This window comes from Oceanobacter sp. 4_MG-2023 (genome assembly GCF_030689165.1).
Taxonomy (GTDB): domain Bacteria; phylum Pseudomonadota; class Gammaproteobacteria; order Pseudomonadales; family Oceanobacteraceae; genus Oceanobacter.
In genome coordinates, this window is sequence record NZ_JAUYVV010000002.1 from 103,463 (window position 1) to 119,392 (window position 15,930).

At 54.3% G+C, this 15,930-nt stretch carries 13 protein-coding genes; 6 read left to right on the forward strand and 7 right to left on the reverse strand.

Annotation, left to right across the window (positions count from 1 at the left end; genetic code table 11):
• Nucleotides 1-17: 17 nt before the first annotated feature.
• Together Q8W24_RS02170 and Q8W24_RS02175 are read left to right on the forward strand one after the other, a co-directional pair.
• Nucleotides 18-1,004 carry a dienelactone hydrolase family protein gene (locus Q8W24_RS02170; protein WP_305474233.1) on the forward strand — a complete coding sequence of 329 codons (987 nt, stop codon included), beginning with the start codon at nt 18-20 and terminating at the stop codon, nt 1,002-1,004.
• A gap of 32 nt (nt 1,005-1,036) precedes the next feature.
• On the forward strand, nt 1,037-2,221 hold the full coding sequence (locus Q8W24_RS02175) for an alpha-hydroxy acid oxidase (protein WP_305413195.1): 1,185 nt from the start codon (nt 1,037-1,039) through the stop codon (nt 2,219-2,221).
• 249 nt (nt 2,222-2,470) lie between these two features.
• Here the strand turns inward: Q8W24_RS02175 and feaR are convergent, their stop codons facing one another.
• The 3 genes from feaR to Q8W24_RS02190 form a co-directional block, all read right to left on the reverse strand.
• On the reverse strand, nt 2,471-3,418 hold the full coding sequence (feaR, locus tag Q8W24_RS02180) for a transcriptional regulator FeaR (RefSeq protein WP_305474235.1): 948 nt from the start codon (nt 3,416-3,418) through the stop codon (nt 2,471-2,473).
• Nucleotides 3,419-3,679: 261 nt separating this feature from the next.
• A complete protein-coding gene (locus Q8W24_RS02185) occupies nt 3,680-5,179 on the reverse strand; it encodes an aldehyde dehydrogenase family protein (RefSeq protein ID WP_303434326.1) in 1,500 nt (499 codons plus the stop codon).
• Nucleotides 5,172-7,094 carry a GMC family oxidoreductase gene (locus Q8W24_RS02190; protein ID WP_305474236.1) on the reverse strand — a complete coding sequence of 641 codons (1,923 nt, stop codon included), beginning with the start codon at nt 7,092-7,094 and terminating at the stop codon, nt 5,172-5,174. Before Q8W24_RS02190 ends, Q8W24_RS02185 begins: the two co-directional genes overlap by 8 nt.
• 147 nt (nt 7,095-7,241) lie before the next feature.
• Between Q8W24_RS02190 and tmpT the strand changes: the two genes are divergently transcribed.
• A complete protein-coding gene (gene tmpT / locus Q8W24_RS02195) occupies nt 7,242-7,883 on the forward strand; it encodes a thiopurine S-methyltransferase (RefSeq protein ID WP_305474238.1) in 642 nt (213 codons plus the stop codon).
• 71 nt (nt 7,884-7,954) lie between these two features.
• On the opposite strand, the gene Q8W24_RS02200 is transcribed toward tmpT, so the two are convergent.
• A complete protein-coding gene (locus tag Q8W24_RS02200; RefSeq protein ID WP_305413202.1) occupies nt 7,955-8,347 on the reverse strand; it encodes a DOPA 4,5-dioxygenase family protein in 393 nt (130 codons plus the stop codon).
• 130 nt (nt 8,348-8,477) lie between these two features.
• Between Q8W24_RS02200 and Q8W24_RS02205 the strand changes: the two genes are divergently transcribed.
• Nucleotides 8,478-8,852 carry a hypothetical protein gene (locus Q8W24_RS02205; RefSeq protein ID WP_305474239.1) on the forward strand — a complete coding sequence of 125 codons (375 nt, stop codon included), beginning with the start codon at nt 8,478-8,480 and terminating at the stop codon, nt 8,850-8,852.
• 227 nt (nt 8,853-9,079) lie between these two features.
• On the opposite strand, the gene Q8W24_RS02210 is transcribed toward Q8W24_RS02205, so the two are convergent.
• Both Q8W24_RS02210 and Q8W24_RS02215 read right to left on the reverse strand, forming a co-directional pair.
• Nucleotides 9,080-12,331 (reverse strand): efflux RND transporter permease subunit, encoded by a 3,252-nt coding sequence (locus tag Q8W24_RS02210; RefSeq protein ID WP_305474241.1) that lies wholly within the window; start codon nt 12,329-12,331, stop codon nt 9,080-9,082.
• Nucleotides 12,331-13,389, reverse strand: a complete 1,059-nt coding sequence (locus Q8W24_RS02215) for an efflux RND transporter periplasmic adaptor subunit (protein WP_303434320.1) — start codon at nt 13,387-13,389, stop codon at nt 12,331-12,333. The genes Q8W24_RS02210 and Q8W24_RS02215 overlap by 1 nt, the downstream gene beginning before the upstream one ends.
• A 362-nt stretch (nt 13,390-13,751) precedes the next feature.
• Between Q8W24_RS02215 and Q8W24_RS02220 the strand changes: the two genes are divergently transcribed.
• On the forward strand, nt 13,752-13,988 hold the full coding sequence (locus Q8W24_RS02220; RefSeq protein WP_303434319.1) for a GrxA family glutaredoxin: 237 nt from the start codon (nt 13,752-13,754) through the stop codon (nt 13,986-13,988).
• A gap of 158 nt (nt 13,989-14,146) precedes the next feature.
• Here Q8W24_RS02220 and Q8W24_RS02225 read toward each other — a convergent pair whose 3' ends face one another.
• Nucleotides 14,147-14,656, reverse strand: a complete 510-nt coding sequence (locus Q8W24_RS02225) for a M48 family metallopeptidase (RefSeq protein ID WP_303434318.1) — start codon at nt 14,654-14,656, stop codon at nt 14,147-14,149.
• A gap of 126 nt (nt 14,657-14,782) precedes the next feature.
• Here Q8W24_RS02225 and gcvA point away from each other — a divergent pair, with 126 nt between their 5' ends.
• Entirely contained in the window at nt 14,783-15,694 is a 912-nt protein-coding gene (gene gcvA / locus Q8W24_RS02230) for a transcriptional regulator GcvA (protein WP_303434317.1), read from the forward strand.
• Nucleotides 15,695-15,930 lie beyond the last annotated feature (236 nt).

The following is a 15,930-nucleotide window of genomic DNA, read 5'->3' on the forward strand; positions in this document are numbered from 1 at the left end:
GGCAGTGGCGAACCACTATGGCTATATCAATAACAAGGCGACTGAGCCTGGCTATCACGCTGCTGGGATGTTTGGTGTTGTATGCGACCAGCGTCCGGGCGGCAGTTTCTTCTCATGTCATAACGTTTACGACCGTGACCATGTCCGACCAGCAATTGTTGCGGGGCAAGGGCGGCGAGCAGGCCGGTATCGTCGGTGCTTTAAGACTGCCACCAGGTGACAACAATCCGGTGGTGATCCTGCTGTACGGTGCCAGTGGCTATACCTACGAACTGCAAGACTGGGTTGAGTTACTGAATCAACGGGGTATCGGCACCTTCATGGTCGACAGTACCAACGGCCGGATTGAATCCACCAGCAGTCTGCGGCGGATGGCGCTGATTCGGGATGCCTACGCGGCGCTGGCACAGCTGGCAAAATATCCGGGTATTGACCCCAAACGTATCGGACTGATTGGCTTTACGCAGTCCGGGCAGGCGACCCTGTACGCAGGCATGGAACGGATGCAATCCTTGTACGGACAGGCGGGCTTGTCGTTTGCTGCCATTGCGGCGTTTTATCCTGATTGCAGTTTTCAATATCGTGAAGATGACAAGCTGATACAGGCACCAATCCGGATTTACCACGGTGCCAATGATCAGGTGAATGCGGTCGACCAGTGCCGTGATTACGTCAGTCGCAGCGCCAGTACCGGAGCCAATATCCAGATTACCAGCTATCCGGATGCCGGACATGCGTTCGACCTGGTCCACTCTGAAAAGGTTCGTAGTGGCCTGGAACGCTCATTACGGGATTGCACGATTCGGGAGGGCATCAAGGGCATCTTGCTGAATCAGGCAACGGGCCGGATGTTCCGCATGGGCGATGAGTGTGTCCAGCCATCGGGGCCGTGGGTTTATAACCCTGCTGCTGCCAGCGATGTACGGCTGAAGCTTCCGCAATTTTTCACGCAGGTCTTCGATCTTGAAGAGCCGGTGCCTGCAGTACGGGTGGCGACTCACTAGTCGCCCCGGCCAGACCAGACAGGAAGCCGACCATGCGACGGTATTACCGCGGTTATGATCCGCAACGTATTCTCAGTGTGGCCGAAATGGCCCATGTAGCCCGCCATCGGCTGCCTGGTTTTGCCTGGGAATATCTGCAAGGTGGCGCGGAAGACGAAAGCACTTTGCAATGTAACCGGAGTGCTTTTCAGCAGTACCGTTTGCACAGTAAAACATTGGTTCCGAATGACCCGCCCATATTGGCTGGCTCACTGGTTGGCTCGGCCAGCCAGCTGCCGCTGGCCATTGGCCCCAGTGGTTTTAACGGCATGTTGTGGCCCAATGCGGATGTCGAACTGGCGCGTGCAGCCACTGCGCATGGCGTGCCCTTTACGCTCAGTACGGTTGCCAACGCCTCCCTGGAGCAGGTTCGCCAGCAGGTCCCGGATGCCGATCTCTGGTTTCAACTTTATGCCTTGAAAGACCCATCGCTGGAGCAGGATTTGCTCCAGCGGGCCTTAAAAGCCGGATGCTCAACGCTGGTGGTAACCAGTGATGCCCTGGTGGTTGGTAATCGTGAGTGGGACCGGCGCAATTTTGCTTCGCCACGCCAGCTGACCCTGGCCAACAAGCTGAATGTCTTGACCCGTCCTGGCTGGTTGTGGCGGGTGATGGTGCCCGCAGGCCTGCCGACCATGGGTAATCTGAATGCCTATTTGCCGGATGGTGAGCGCACGGCATTGGGTGCCATGCAGTTTATCGCCGAGCAACTGGATACCCGACTGGACTGGCAGCGGTTGGCGGCGATTCGTGCCAACTGGCCCGGCAAGATGATTCTGAAAGGCGTGCTGCATCCAGACGATGCGCGGATGGCAATCAGCCTCGGTCTGGATGGGGTGGTCGTCAGCAATCATGGTGGCCGCCAGCTTGATGGGGCAAGCAGCAGTCTGGACGCTCTGGCGCGTATTGCACCGGTTGTTGATGGTCGTATCAGTCTGTTGCTGGACGGTGGGGTACGGCGTGGCACCGATATTATCAAAGCGCTGGCGTTAGGGGCTGAAGGCGTTTTGCTGGCTCGTACCACCTTGTATGGCGTGGCAGCTTATGGGGGTGCCGGGGTGGATCGGGTCTTGACGATTGTTCAGGAAGAACTCGGGCGATCGCTGAACCTGATGGGATGCCGGGGCATTACGTCTCTGGATCGTCGCTGGTTACTGGCACAAGGTGATTCGCAGTAAAGGACAATCTGAGCCATCCGACCCTTGCCGGGCGTAAACATGGCGTCTTGCCATACCGGTAGGGAACGTCTGTGCCAGACTGGAGCCATAATAAAAAAACAGAGAAGCATAGGTTATGACTGCAACAGCAATACTGCTTATTGGTGCCATTTGGTTGGTTTTTTTTATTGGTTTTACCGGCTTTTTCCGGCTGCCTTGTTATCAGGAAGCATCGCGGGATACCCCTGCGTTAAGACGCAAGCATGCCCGCTAAAAAAACTCGGGCGCATGGCTGCTGGTGTCCTGAGCGATATTGGCGGCTTGCAGTGACAGTTGCCGATATTCCCGTGGCGAGATGCCGCGTTCCCGCTTGAAAGCACGTGAAAACTGCGACACATCTGAAAACCCCCATTTGAAGGCAATATCCGTGATCGACAGGGCATCGTTGCCAGGCCATTCCAGTTCGGCGCTGCAGCGGTCGAGTCGCAAGGTCAGGATGCGGTGGGCAATACTTTGACCCTCGGACTCAAACAGCCGGTAGAGGGTGCGGCGGGAAATATGCATTTCATCGGCCAGCCGTTCCGGTGACAAACGATGATCTTGCAGGAGCCGTACAATATGCTGTTCCGCCAGTGCCCGCAAAGATGAAGGGGCTTGTTCGTGCAGGTTTAGTGCCGGTTGCAGCAAGGAGGCCAGCGCCTGTTGTAACGCCATACCTTCGCTGTCTGCTGCACCAAAATGAGTATTTGAGTAACGTAATTGCTGCATCATATTGCGTAACATTTGTGTGCTGATGCCGTTGGAGGACAGCTTGTGAAAGGGCTGTTTGCCCGGTAAAAGGTTCTGCACCAGTGTGCGTGGCAAATGCACCGACGTTTGCTGGATCAGCCCTTGTGGCAGCATGTTGAAGCGCCAGGAAGAGTCAATCAGAACGATTTCTCCAGGCTTCAGGGCCAGCTCTTCACCGTTGCAGGCGCTGAACCCCATGACGCCCCCGGTCTGCAGGATCAAAAAGCAGTAGCGATCGTCCTGGGTGGCTTTATAGCCGCGTTCAACGCGATGGGCGTTGGTTTCTATATGGGCGACTTCAAGTCCGCCGAGATTGCTTAGTTGGATACTGCCCCAAAAAGGAATATGGCGCTGGGGGTGGGTCGAAAAATTGCCGCAAATTGCGTGTACAGAAGATTCCCAATGCGCGAGGTCAGACTGTGGATGCATGCAAAATCTCACTTCTTAAAACTTGAATATTCAATTAAAAAAGCAAGAATTGAACCAGTCTGCTCAAAACCCGAGACAGTGGCTACAGGAAATGAAAACAGCGACTTCTGCAGGCAGCTGTCTGGCAAGCCGGGAGGCTGGATCAGGGGGCAGATATGGCGCGGAAGGTATAAGCATGGACAGTATGGGCGCGCAGGCCGGTGTTGGTCTCATCTGCGCCTGACAGGGAATCATGGGAGAGACCAGCACCGGGATCAGAACTTAATACGCCATAATGACCGATTTGGTTTCTGTGTACTCATCGATAAACGCACTGCCAAATTCACGGCCAATACCGGAGTGTTTGACGCCACCAAAAGGCACCGCAGGGTCCACCATGGTATGCAGATTGACCCAGACAGTGCCGGACTCAATTTGTGGAATCATACGCATGGTGGCCGACAGATTGTTGGTCCACAAGCTGGTGCCGAGGCCGTAAGGGGTGTTGTTGATCAGACTGATCAGTTCATCTTCTTCTTCATACGCCATAAAGCTGAGGATAGGCCCGAAGGTTTCTTCCTGCATCAGGGTGTCGTTGGCGCTATTGACTTGCACAATGGTGGGCTGAACAAAATACCCCTTGCCATTGACCGGCCCTGGTACCGCCTTGCCACCGGTCAGAATGCGGCTTTCCTGGTTGGCGATGTCGAGGTAATGACATACTTTTTCGTATTGTGGCTTGTTGGAAATCGGGCCAAAAACCACTTGTTCATCCAGGGGTGATCCCATCGGTGCCGCACTGAGTGCGCCACCGAGTTTGGCGGTCAGTTCATCCAGTCGCGAGGCGTGGACGTACACACGTTCTGGCGCAGCACAAACCTGGCCCTGGTGAATGTAGCCGGTTTGCAGCAAACCACCGACTGCACGGTCGATATCCGCATCTTTTAATAGCGCGGCGGTGTTTTTGCCCCCCAGTTCCAGGGTGCAACGGGTCAGGTCGGCTGCTGCTGTCAGATTCACTTTTTTGCCCGTTGGTACCGAACCGGTAAAGGACACCTTGGCGATATCCGGGTGTTGGATCAGCTGCGCACCAACATCCCCTTTGCCATTAATCACGTTCAGCGTGCCATCCGGCAAGCCCGCTTCTTTGGCCAGTTCGGCCAGACGCAGACAGGTGAGTGGCGTAAATTCACTGGGTTTCAACACCACGGTGCAACCACAGGCCAGCGCCGCGCCGAGTTTCCAGACGGCAATCATCAGCGGGAAGTTCCACGGCACAATGGCGGCTACCACTCCGATGGGTTCGCGTCGGGTAAAGGCGCTGTACTGCTCTCCGGCCATGGACGGGAACGAAGGTTGTAGCGTGTCGCCAGTGATTTTGGTGGTCCAGCCAGCGTAATAACGCAGGAAAATGGCGCTTTGCTGGGCTTCAAACATCCGTGACAGGTTGATTGATTTACCACTGGACAAGGTTTCCAGCTGCGCAATCTGTTCGGCATTGGCTTCGATCAGATCAGCCAGTTTGTTCAATAGCTGGCCGCGAGCGTAGGGATTGAAGTTGGCCCAGGTGCTTTTGAAACAGGCCTTGGCATTGTCGACCGCCTGGTTCAGCTGGTCGGTCGAGGCGCTGGTGACTTGGCCAATAACCTGCTCGGTTGCCGGGTTGGTAATATCAATGACTTCTGTACCGGCGGCAGGCGCCACGGCGCTACCATCGATGAACTGTCCGTGTTGACGTTCCAGAAAGGCGAGGGTTTCTGGCAGCAGTTGAATATCAGACATGGGCGGGTTCCTTTTTTGTACTTGGAGTAGTGAGCTGGCTGGTGGTCGTGGCAAGGATCTGGCCGGGGTTCAGAATCAGATCGGCACCACGTTCACCTATCATCATGGCAACGGCGTTGGTGTTGCCGCTGGGCACTTGCGGGCAAATCGACATATCGATCACACGTAAGTTGGGAACGCCGTGAACACGCAGTTCCAGATCGACAACGGCGTCTTGCGGGTTGGTGCCCAGCTTGCAGGTACCCCCTGGGTGATAGACCGTCTTGATGTTTTTGCGGACAAAGTTTTCAAGCCCCTTGTCGTCGTCAATGGCAATGTTGTCGGGTTCGATCACGCGTTTGATCAGGCGCTTGAGTGCCGGTTGTTCCATGGCTTTTAGTGCGACCTTGACGGCGCGAACCTGATTTTTCAGATCGTCCGGGTGCGATAACACCTGGGCGTCAATCTCGACCAGATCGCTGGGGTTACTGCTGGCAAGGCGTACTTCGCCCCGGGATTTGGAGCGCAGATGACCCACCTTGATAGAGACACCATGGGCTTCGGCTTCTGGTTTTTCTCCGGGTGTGTTATCGAAGTTGTCGAGCAGTGGCAAAAAGTGGAATTGCACATCCGGGCGACCTACGCCTTCGGAGTCGATAAACGCGCCACCTTCCAGAATGTTGGACGTCATCAAGCCAGAGCGGGTCCAGAGCCACTGCAGCATGTGCTTGATGGCAGAAGGCCCCTTGTCTTCTTCATAGATAGAAATCGGATCTTTGGTGGTGGCATTGATCGACATGTGCTGGTGGTCGTGGAAGTTCTTGCCAACCGGCAATTCCACCTCGGTTTTGATACCGACCTTGCTGAGGTTTTCGTTGGGGCCAATGCCAGAGAGCATCAGGATTTTAGGGCTGCCAAACGCACCGGCGCTGATAATCACTTCTTTTTTGGCATTTGCTGTTTGTGCCGCGCCACCCTTGATTGAGTAGGTCACACCGCTGGCGCGGTTGCCAATCACGCTGTTGGTCAGGTTAACCTTGTGGACCAGTGCGTGGGTTTCGACCTTGAGCCGCGGGTTGTCCTTGACGCTTTTCAGGTAGGTTTGTGAGGTGCTTTGGCGCTCGCCATTCTTGATGTTGGTCTGGTAAAAACCGGTGCCTTCCTGGGATGCGCCGTTAAAATCGTTGGTATACGGCAGGCCCATTTGTTCGCAAGCACGGATACAGGCCTGGGTCAGCGGATGACGGTAGCGGTTTTCGCCAATATGCACCGGGCCGGTTTCGCCATGATACCGGTCACCCAGGCTTTCGTTGGCTTCGCCTTTGCGGAAGTAGGGCAGTACATCGGTGTAGCCCCAGCCGGTGCAACCCCACTGGGTTGCCCAGTCATCGTAGTCCTGATGCTGGCCGCGAATGTAGATCATGCCATTCACCGAGCTGCCTCCACCCAGTACTTTACCCTGGGCGATTAACATTTGCCGATTGTCGCAATGCTCTTGCGGCAAAGTCATGTAAGGCCATGATTTTTGCTGGAAAACTTTCACCACAGTGGCTGGGATTTTGTGAAACATGCTGTCGTCTTTTTCACCGGCTTCCAGCAGCAGTACGCTTTGGCCAGCTTCAATCAGTCGGGTGGCCAGTATGCAACCGGCCGATCCGGCTCCGGCGATGATGTAGTCGTATTCAGTAGCAGACATGAGTCCCTCGATCATTTGCTGATGATTCTTATGAAGAGACCGGGTGGTTTCTTCATGGCTGCATTGATTAAACGCTGTTGGGCTGTTGCGGTTCTTGGCACCCAGTGCCGTGTATGCGCTGGTTTGTGTCATGGCGACGGCATTATCCGGCATTGGCTGAGATTGGCTGAGATTGGCGGAATCGATGTCGCAGGTATTGGGTGTGAGTGGTGCGAGTGGTGCGAGTGGTGTATCAGGCATTTGACGTACCTGGTTTGAACGTCGTTATTGTGGAAGGCGCTATGACCAGGGTCGGGACGTGTTCGGCCTGCTGTTCCGGCGCTCTGAAATTCCACGCCACCGTGTATGATGGCGGGCAATGCGATATATCAGTTCTGGAGTAAGACAATGGACGCAAGTTTCTGGCATGCAAAATGGGAGCGCGGCGAAATTGGTTTCCACCAAAATGAGACCAACCCGGTGCTGGTCAAATACTACGAGCGGTTGGCACTAAAGGAAGGGCAGCGGGTATTTCTGCCTTTGTGTGGCAAAACACTGGATATTGGCTGGCTGCTGGGGCAGGGCGTGCAGGTTGCCGGTGCCGAGTTAAACGAAAGCGCGATTCAGGCCTTGTTTGCAGAGCTGGGAGTGACGCCAGAGATTCGTCAGATCGGGCCTTTGTTGCAGTATCAGGCCGATGGCCTGGATATTTTTGTGGGGGATATCTTTGACCTCAGTGCCGAGGTACTGGGCGAGGTGGATGCCATCTATGACCGCGCAGCACTGGTGGCGTTACCGCCGGCGTTGCGCCAGCGTTACAGTGAGCACCTGCGTCAGTTGACGGATACGGCCAGGCAGTTACTGGTGAGCTACGAATACGATCAGGAAAAAAGAAAAGGCCCGCCATTCTCTGTGCCTCGTGCAGAACTGCATCAGCATTACGACCAGGATTATCGACTGCTGTTGCTGGAAACCGAAGAGATTGACGGCGTTATGAAAAACCGGCTGAGTGCAACAGAGTCTGTGTGGATATTACAGCCCCTGTCTTGATCCGCGGTGTTCTGACCACTGGCTATAACTGGCTCTGGCTACATTACATGGAGAGTGCAGGAGGGCTAGGCTCAGGCAGGGGAGTCGGATAACAGGTCATAGACAACCCCAAAATCCGGCAAGTTTTCCAGCTTGAGCGGGCGTATTGCGCCCATCCAGATAGCCCTGTCCCGGTGATCGATCAGGTCTTGTCCGGTAATCGGGTGAATAAACACCGTCAGGCCCTGGCGGTTCAGGCTCAAAAAGCCAAGGACATCGGCAATCAGATCATGGCCAAAAGCCAGCTGGCAGCTCCAGTCCGGGTGTGGGCCAACGGCTTTTTCATGCATGCGACCCTGCTGGATACCCGGCAATGCTTCCGTCAGAGCCTGACACAGCTCGCGGGCTTGCCCTTGGGTTGCGGCATCAAAATAGACATGGGCATGCCAGCCCTTGATATGGCGAGTATCGATCCAGTGAGTCACGTCGAATTCCTGTTGTACAGCCCGGACAACGGGCATTAAGAAAAGACACCTTGGGCAAGTGCAGCCGGGTGCCGTGTTGGTTTATGGCGGTAAAGGTTGATATTGTAGCGCTTTTTGGTCGGGTCAAACGATGGTCAGTCTTGGCTGGTCTCGTAAGCGGAGTAGCCTGAAACCTTACCGCACCGGCTTTGCCACCGATTATCTGACACAGGGCTCCATCGCGTTTATGAAAACCCAATTACGAAAACTGTTTGCCCCGCTTCTGAATCTGTTTGAAAAAGGAACCGGTGAATACGCCTATAAACCTTCCTTCCGTAAAATTCTGCTGGCCGTTGGCTGCCTGTTTCTGGTGATTTCCAGCGGTTCGTTATACGTTGCCATCAGGGCGGCAATCTGGGGTGGCTTGTTGCCAGGAATCGTTTTTTTCACCGTTAGCATTGTGTGCCTGATTGTCGGCTTTTTGGGCAGTGACCGGGCAGTGGCGCAGATCTGGAAGAGTAAATAAGGCGGCTTGGGTAAATGTAAATTGCCCTGAAGGGGGCATCTATTTAATCCTGCACGGCTCTGCGCAAGTGTTGCCGTTGTTCAGGGCAAGGCGACGAATGCAGCGAAATGACAATACACCGGTGGTCAGCTGGGTGGATCAGGAGACATGAGGTTCTGCTGAACATAAATCAGCCCCTCAGATGAGGGGCTGATTGTCGGGTTGCATTATTTGCCGGTGGGCTGATCTCAGCCTGCCATTTCTCCCCGCAGTTTTTCGCCCAGGTTCTTAGGCATCAGCGAGAAATACAGCAGCGGGATTACGATCAGCGTCAACAGGGTAGAGACCATGATGCCGAAGATCAGTGAGATCGCCAGGCCGTTAAAGATCGGGTCATCCAGAATAAAGAATGCCCCGATCATGGCTGCGACAGCGGTCAGTACAATCGGCCGGGAGCGCACGGCTGCGGCAGTTACAACGGCTTCTTCAAAGCGCATTCCTTCTTCTAGTTGCTGATTGATAAAGTCGACCAGCAAGATGGAGTTCCGCACGATAATCCCTGCCAGGGCGATCATGCCGATCATGGAGGTGGCGGTGAACTGGGCACCAAACAGGGCGTGCCCCGGCATAACACCAATCACCGTCAGTGGAATCGGAGCCATAATAATCAACGGCACCAGGTAGCTGCGGAACTGACCGACCACCAGCAGGTAAATCAGAATCATGCCGACACCATAGGCAATCCCCATATCGCGGAAGGTTTCGTAAGTGATTTGCCACTCGCCGTCCCATTTCATGCTGATATCGTCAGTCAGCGGTGGTTGCTGAATAAACCATTGTTGCCAGTTGAGTCCGGCGTCTTCCATGCCAAACGAGATACCAAACAGGCCGTACAGCGGGCTGTCGAGTTCTCCGGCCATATCCGCAGTGACAAAAACGACCGGTTGCAGGTTTTTATGGTAGATGGTTTTGTCGGCGATGGTTTTACGAATGCTGACTAGGTCAGCCAGTGAAACCAGGCTGCCATCGGCGGCTTTCACTTTCATCACCAGCAGCTGGTTCAGGCCCACTTTGTCGCCTTCGTTCAGTTCAAGACGAATGGGGAGCGGGTATTTGCTGTTGGCACTGGAGAGATCTCCTTCTTCAGTGTGGGTGTGTAAATAGCTGACATCCTCGCCACCCAATGCGGTGTTGATGGCCTGGACGATGCTGGCTTGTGCGACTCCCAGCATGGCGGCGCGCTGGCGATCGATACGAATGATCCACTGTTGTTGGTCGGCTTCAATGTAGTCATCAACATCGACGATATCGGCCGTGGTTTCAAACTGGCCACGCAAGGCCTTGGCGGCTTCGATCTGGCGGCTGTATTCCGGGCCATAGACTTCCGCCACAATCGGTGCCATCACGGGTGGGCCAGGTGGTACTTCGATGATTTTGACGTTGGCGTTCAGGCGCTCGCCAATGACTTGCAGCGGTTCTCGTACGGACAGGGCAATGTCATGGCTTTTACGGTCACGATGGTGCTTGTCGACCAGGTTGACCTGGATATCGCCCTGGTTAGGCAAGCTGCGCAAGTAATACTGGCGTATCAGTCCGTTGAAGTTAATGGGGGCTGCGGTACCGGCATACAGTTGTACATCGCGGATTTCTTCCACGGTCATTAATTCATCGGCGAGGGCATCGAGAACCATCAGGGTTTCTTCAACCGGGGTGCCTTCAGGCATATCGACGACAACCTGGAATTCTGACTTGTTGTCGAATGGCAGCATTTTCAAGACCACCAGTTCTGTGGCGGGCAAGGCAACGGCGACAACAATCAGGCCGGTAATCCCCACAAATAACAGAATACGTTTTTTGACTGCGCCAGCGCCTTGCAGGAAGGGTGACATCAGGGCATGGAAAAACCGCTGCAGCTTTGAATCGGCAGGGGCTTCATCAGCCGATGTGCTGTCGGGTAAATGGCGTTTGAGCAGTTTGTAGGATAACCAGGGTGTAACCACAAACGCCACCACCAGGGAAATCAGCATACCGGTTGAGGCGTTGATCGGGATTGGGCTCATATAAGGCCCCATCAGGCCGGTTACAAACGCCATGGGCATAAGAGCCGCGATCACAGTAAAGGTGGCGAGAATGGTTGGCCCACCAACTTCGTCGACCGCAATCGGGATTACGTCCAGCAGTTTTTTGCCGCCCAGATGCAGGTGTCGATGGATGTTTTCGACCACCACAATGGCGTCGTCCACCAGAATACCGATGGAGAAAATCAGCGCGAACAGGGATACCCGGTTGAGCGTAAAGCCCCATACCCAGCTGGCAAACAGCGTGATGGCCAGAGTGATAAAAATAGCACCACCAACAATGATGGCCTCGCGCCAGCCCATGGTTGCCAATACCAGAACCACCACGGCAGTGGTTGCAAACAGGAGTTTGGCGATCAGCTTGTCGGATTTGTCTTTGGCTGTGATGCCATAGTCACGGGTGATATCGGCGTTGATATTGTCGGGAATAACGCGCTGTTTGAGGTCGATCAGGCGTTGTTCGACGGATTGGGTGATGTCGACCGCATTGGTGCCAGGCTGTTTGGCAATCGCAATGGTAACGGCTACCTGACTGTGAGTGTTGCCGAGGTCGCGATGCATGACAAATTGTTCCGGAACGTCGGCACCCTGGTGAATGTCGGCGATATCGGCGAGATAGACCAGCCCGGTCTCGGTTTTGCCAACAACCAACTGTCCGAGGTCGGTACTGTGCTGCAAAAATGCTCCGGCCTGGATTTGAATCACTTCGTTGTTTTGTACCAGAGGCAGGCGTTGACCACCGGCATTGGCGCTCATCAGGGTATTACGAACGTCGTCAAAGGCGAGGTTGTAGCCATTCATGCGAGCAGGGTCCAGCTTGACCAGCACCACATCGGAGTGGCCGCCGATGCTGTAGATGTCACGGGTGCCCGGGATGCGCTTGAGTTCGGTTTCCAGGGTATGGGCGATCTTGGTTAACTCGGCAGCAGAGACCAGAGGGTCGTCAGAAGATAAGGTGATTGCCATGATCGGGACATCATCAATCCCCATCGGTTTGATAATGGGTTGGCTGATTCCCAGGTTTTGCGGAAACCAGTCATTGTTGCTGTGGACTTTGTTATAGAGGTTGATGATGGCCGTTTCTCGCGGAACACCAACCTTGAAGGCAACGGTCAGTATGGCCTGGCCTGGTTGGCTGATGGAGAAAATATCATCGACATCCTGAATCTCAGACAAGACTTGCTCAGCGGGGATGGCGACGAGTTGCTCGACTTCACGGGCACTGGCACCCGGGTAGCTGATAAAAACGTTGGCGAAGGTAACGTCGATTTGCGGCTCTTCTTCTTTCGGGGTGATCATCACCGCAAAAAAACCGAGCAGCAGGCCAACCAGTGCCAGCAATGGCGTAATGGCTGAATTCTGGAAAGCGTGGGCGGTTTTACCGGAAATTCCCAATGGGGTGGTGTCTGCAGACATGGTCATTATTCTCCAGCGTGGTTGGAGGAGGCTTCAGCCTGTTGGGCAATCATTGCCAGCGCTGCGTAGCCATCAATGGCAATGGTGTCACCGGCACTGAGTCCTGCCAGAACTTCAGTCTCACCGTTGCTGTTGTTGCCCAGCCGTACCTGACGCATGGACAGTTGCTGATCCTTCATAACGTACACCGAGGTGACTTCGGAATGTCTGACGACGGCATCTTGTGGAATCATCAGGCCTTCTCGTTCTCCCACTGGCACTCTCACTTGTGCCCACATTCCGGGGTACCGGCTGGCGGCGCCTTCTGAAGGGAGTTCGGCCCGTAGACGCAGACTGTGATGCTGGTCATCGGCGTAGGGGTAAAGGGTGATTTTGTCGGCGTTGATATGGATCTGCTGATCATCGACCAGAACCTCAACACTGCTTTCGGCTTGACGGCTACGGAAATAACGGGCGATACGCTGGGGCAAATTGGTGACCGCTCGCAGTGGTTGTAATGCCAGGCCAGTCATCATGGGTTGCCCGGGGCTGACCAGCTCACCCACTTGTACCATACGGGCTTTGACGATGCCGGAGTAGGGGGCGGTAACACGGGTGTAGGACAATTGGGTGCGGGCCTGACGGACATTGGCGTTGGCTGCTGCAACTGCCGCCGCGGCGCTTTTGGCCTGGGCGGAGGCGCTGTCGTACTGGCCTTGGGAAATGGACCGTTGCTTCAGTAGTTGCTGGTTACGTTTGAGTAGGATCTGGGCGTCTTCATTCTGGGCTTCTGCCTTTGCCAGTTCAGCCTGTGCTTGGGCGAGCTGGGCTTTTTGCTGGGTGTTGTCGATTTCGATAAGCAACGCCCCTTTTTTGACCTGGTCGTTTACATCCACATGGACGGCCAGAATCGAGCCGCTGGTTTGTGCGGAAATGGTACTTTCGTTAACCGCTTCCAACGAGGCTTCAAAATCGTAAAACACCGGGATGCGGCTGGTTTGTAACGTACGTGTCTCCAGCGCATGGGTCGGCAGGGTGAGCAGGATAGACAGGCCAAGGCTCAACATTAAACGAGAAGGCAGCATAAGGAGCATCCTTTATTTACTGGCTGGGTTTACTGGCAGGACTCACAGACTGGTGTGAATTCCAGATTATTTATATTCCTGTATTAGAATATACTAATATATGAAATGCAATAACCAGACGCGCCCGGATGAGCTTCATTTTATTGCTCTCCTGGCTTCTGTGCGAGAAAGTCCTGACTGCTGCCTGGGTGGCAGCGGTCTGGGTGGCAGGCTATAGCCTTTATAGTAAATATTGATTTAACAGAGGTTGAGCTATCGTTATAAGCTATGAGAATACTTACCCACTATGGCCTAGCCCTGAATCGCACTCCAGAGAGTAAATCAGAGTGGCGGTCATGCCCCTTACTGCGGAGAAGCTGTTTATGAAACGTGTCACTATTTTTGGACGAGAAGGTTGTGGCTACTGTCGGCGTGCCAAAGAATTGTGTGAAATCAAAGAGCTGGACTTTAAATACATTGATATCAATGTTGAAGGTATCAGCAAGGCTGACCTGGAAAAGACCGTTGGCAAACCGGTGGATACCGTGCCCCAAATCTTTATCGGCACTGAACACGTCGGCGGCTATACTGAATTTGCGGCCTTGATCAACGCCAAGTAAATGGTAAGTCGATAGATTGCGGGTATCATGCCCCCTGAGTTCTGGCACCCTGGAACACCACAAAAAAGCCTGGTCTGGATGACCGGGCTTTTTTGTGGCCGGAATACTTCAAGGCAGAGCCACATGCGCGATGTGAAGCCATCAGAATCCGGCAGCAGTCACCATAAATCACCGTATTGGTCGCGCTGACACAGGTATAACCGGACATCCAGTTCGAGCTGGAAATAGTCTGGCTCCATATGCTGACAAAGTTGGTAGAACGCCTTGTTGTGGGCTTTTTCGCGCAGGTGAGCCAGTTCATGGACGATGATCATGCGCAGGAAGGCTTCAGGGGTGTTGCGAAACAGGGTCGAAATACGGATTTCGTGCTTGGCCTTCAGCTTGCCGCCCTGTACCCGGCTGACAAAGGTATGTAGCCCCAGAGCGTGTTCCACTACGTGGATCTTGTCGTCGTAAATCACCTTGCTGATCGGAGGTGATTTACGCATATAGCGGTGCTTGAGATCCTGCGCGTAGTCATACAGTAATCCGGCCGACGCCAGGGTGTGTGCCTGAGGGTAACGGTGTTTGAGCAAGTCGCCCAGTTTGTTTGCCTGCAGCAGCTGGCTGGCCTGGTGTTGCAGATCGGCCGAGTAGGCCGACAGATAACGTAACGAGTGGGAGGTCATAAAGCAGCAGCCAGGGTCGGTGAGAGAGTAAGTCGAGGCGGGATTGTAACAGAGAGACCAAGGTGGTTGAAAAACCGTCAGGCTAGCGACATGATGCTGAAATAAATTCATCTTTCAGGATTGTTCATGCGTCGCCTGCCTCCCTTGAATGCCTTGCGTGTCTTTGAAGCATCGGCCCGAAAATCCAGCTTTGTTGCTGCCTCCGATGAGTTGGCTGTGACGGCTTCGGCGGTCAGCCATCAAATCAAGACACTTGAAGAATATCTGGGAGTACAGCTGTTCAGTCGCAACAAGCGCAAGGTGGCACTGACCTCCGCTGGAGAGCAGTATCTGAATGGCATCAAACACGCGCTGGATGAAATCGAGGTTGCTACCCAGCGGCTGACCAATGGCCACGAAAGCAATGTGGTGCAGATCAGTGTGGCGCCCAATTTTCTGACGCGCTGGCTGATGCCGCATATGTCGCAGTTTCAGGAGTTGTATCCGGATATTGAGTTGCAAATCAACGCCTCGCAGGGGCTGATTGATTTTAATCGTGTCAGTACGGATATCGCCATTTATTACGGTAATGGCGAGTGGGACGATATTGAAACCCATTTTCTCTGCAAGGTCATGCTGGTGCCGGTGTGTAGCCCAGCGCTGCTGTCCGGCAAATACCCGTTGGAAAAGCCCAGTGACTTGCGTCGTCATACGCTGATTTACGTCAGCAAGCGCAAGTGGGAATGGGAAAACTGGATGCATCAGGCCGGGGTCGACAATCTGGTGCCGAAGGGCAGCTTGCAGCTGTCGAGCAGTCAACTGGCGACGGCAGCGGCGCAGGAGAACCTGGGCGTGGCCTTGGCCGACAGTACGCTGACTTCCCGTGAAATTGCCTCTGGCCGCCTGATGATTCCGTTTAATATTCAGCTGGATACCAATAAGGCGTTTTACTTGGTGTACCGCAAAAACCGGCCCTTGACCACCGGGATGAAGGCCTTCAAGGAGTGGATGATGAGTGCCATGGCAGAGTCCGGTGACTCGGTTTCAACGGGGTTCTGATCGATAATGACGACGGACGCCGGGTACGCATTAATCGGCAATGTGGCTCTCTGGAGTGCTGGAGTGCATTGTGTTGGCCATATGATGCGAAGTTCGACTGCCGCCACGGTGCTGCCTATTCAAGATCTTGTTTTAAGATCTTGTTGCTAAACACCTGGCTGTCAGCCTTCAACCCATTATACCCATGACTGCGAATATGCCCTCGGAGCGATTCGCCACGTATACTGGCCCATCTT

Coding starts and splice junctions, on each gene's coding strand:
- Q8W24_RS02185 (WP_303434326.1), bottom strand. CDS start 5,179: ATGTCTGATATTCAACTGCTGCCAGAAACCCTCGCCTTTCTGGAACGT.
- Q8W24_RS02220 (WP_303434319.1), top strand. CDS start 13,752: ATGAAACGTGTCACTATTTTTGGACGAGAAGGTTGTGGCTACTGTCGG.
- Q8W24_RS02210 (WP_305474241.1), bottom strand. CDS start 12,331: ATGACCATGTCTGCAGACACCACCCCATTGGGAATTTCCGGTAAAACC.
- gcvA (WP_303434317.1), top strand. CDS start 14,783: ATGCGTCGCCTGCCTCCCTTGAATGCCTTGCGTGTCTTTGAAGCATCG.
- Q8W24_RS02170 (WP_305474233.1), top strand. CDS start 18: ATGGCTATATCAATAACAAGGCGACTGAGCCTGGCTATCACGCTGCTG.
- Q8W24_RS02215 (WP_303434320.1), bottom strand. CDS start 13,389: ATGCTGCCTTCTCGTTTAATGTTGAGCCTTGGCCTGTCTATCCTGCTC.
- feaR (WP_305474235.1), bottom strand. CDS start 3,418: ATGCATCCACAGTCTGACCTCGCGCATTGGGAATCTTCTGTACACGCA.
- Q8W24_RS02225 (WP_303434318.1), bottom strand. CDS start 14,656: ATGACCTCCCACTCGTTACGTTATCTGTCGGCCTACTCGGCCGATCTG.
- tmpT (WP_305474238.1), top strand. CDS start 7,242: ATGGACGCAAGTTTCTGGCATGCAAAATGGGAGCGCGGCGAAATTGGT.
- Q8W24_RS02175 (WP_305413195.1), top strand. CDS start 1,037: ATGCGACGGTATTACCGCGGTTATGATCCGCAACGTATTCTCAGTGTG.
- Q8W24_RS02205 (WP_305474239.1), top strand. CDS start 8,478: ATGGTCAGTCTTGGCTGGTCTCGTAAGCGGAGTAGCCTGAAACCTTAC.
- Q8W24_RS02190 (WP_305474236.1), bottom strand. CDS start 7,094: ATGCCTGATACACCACTCGCACCACTCGCACCACTCACACCCAATACC.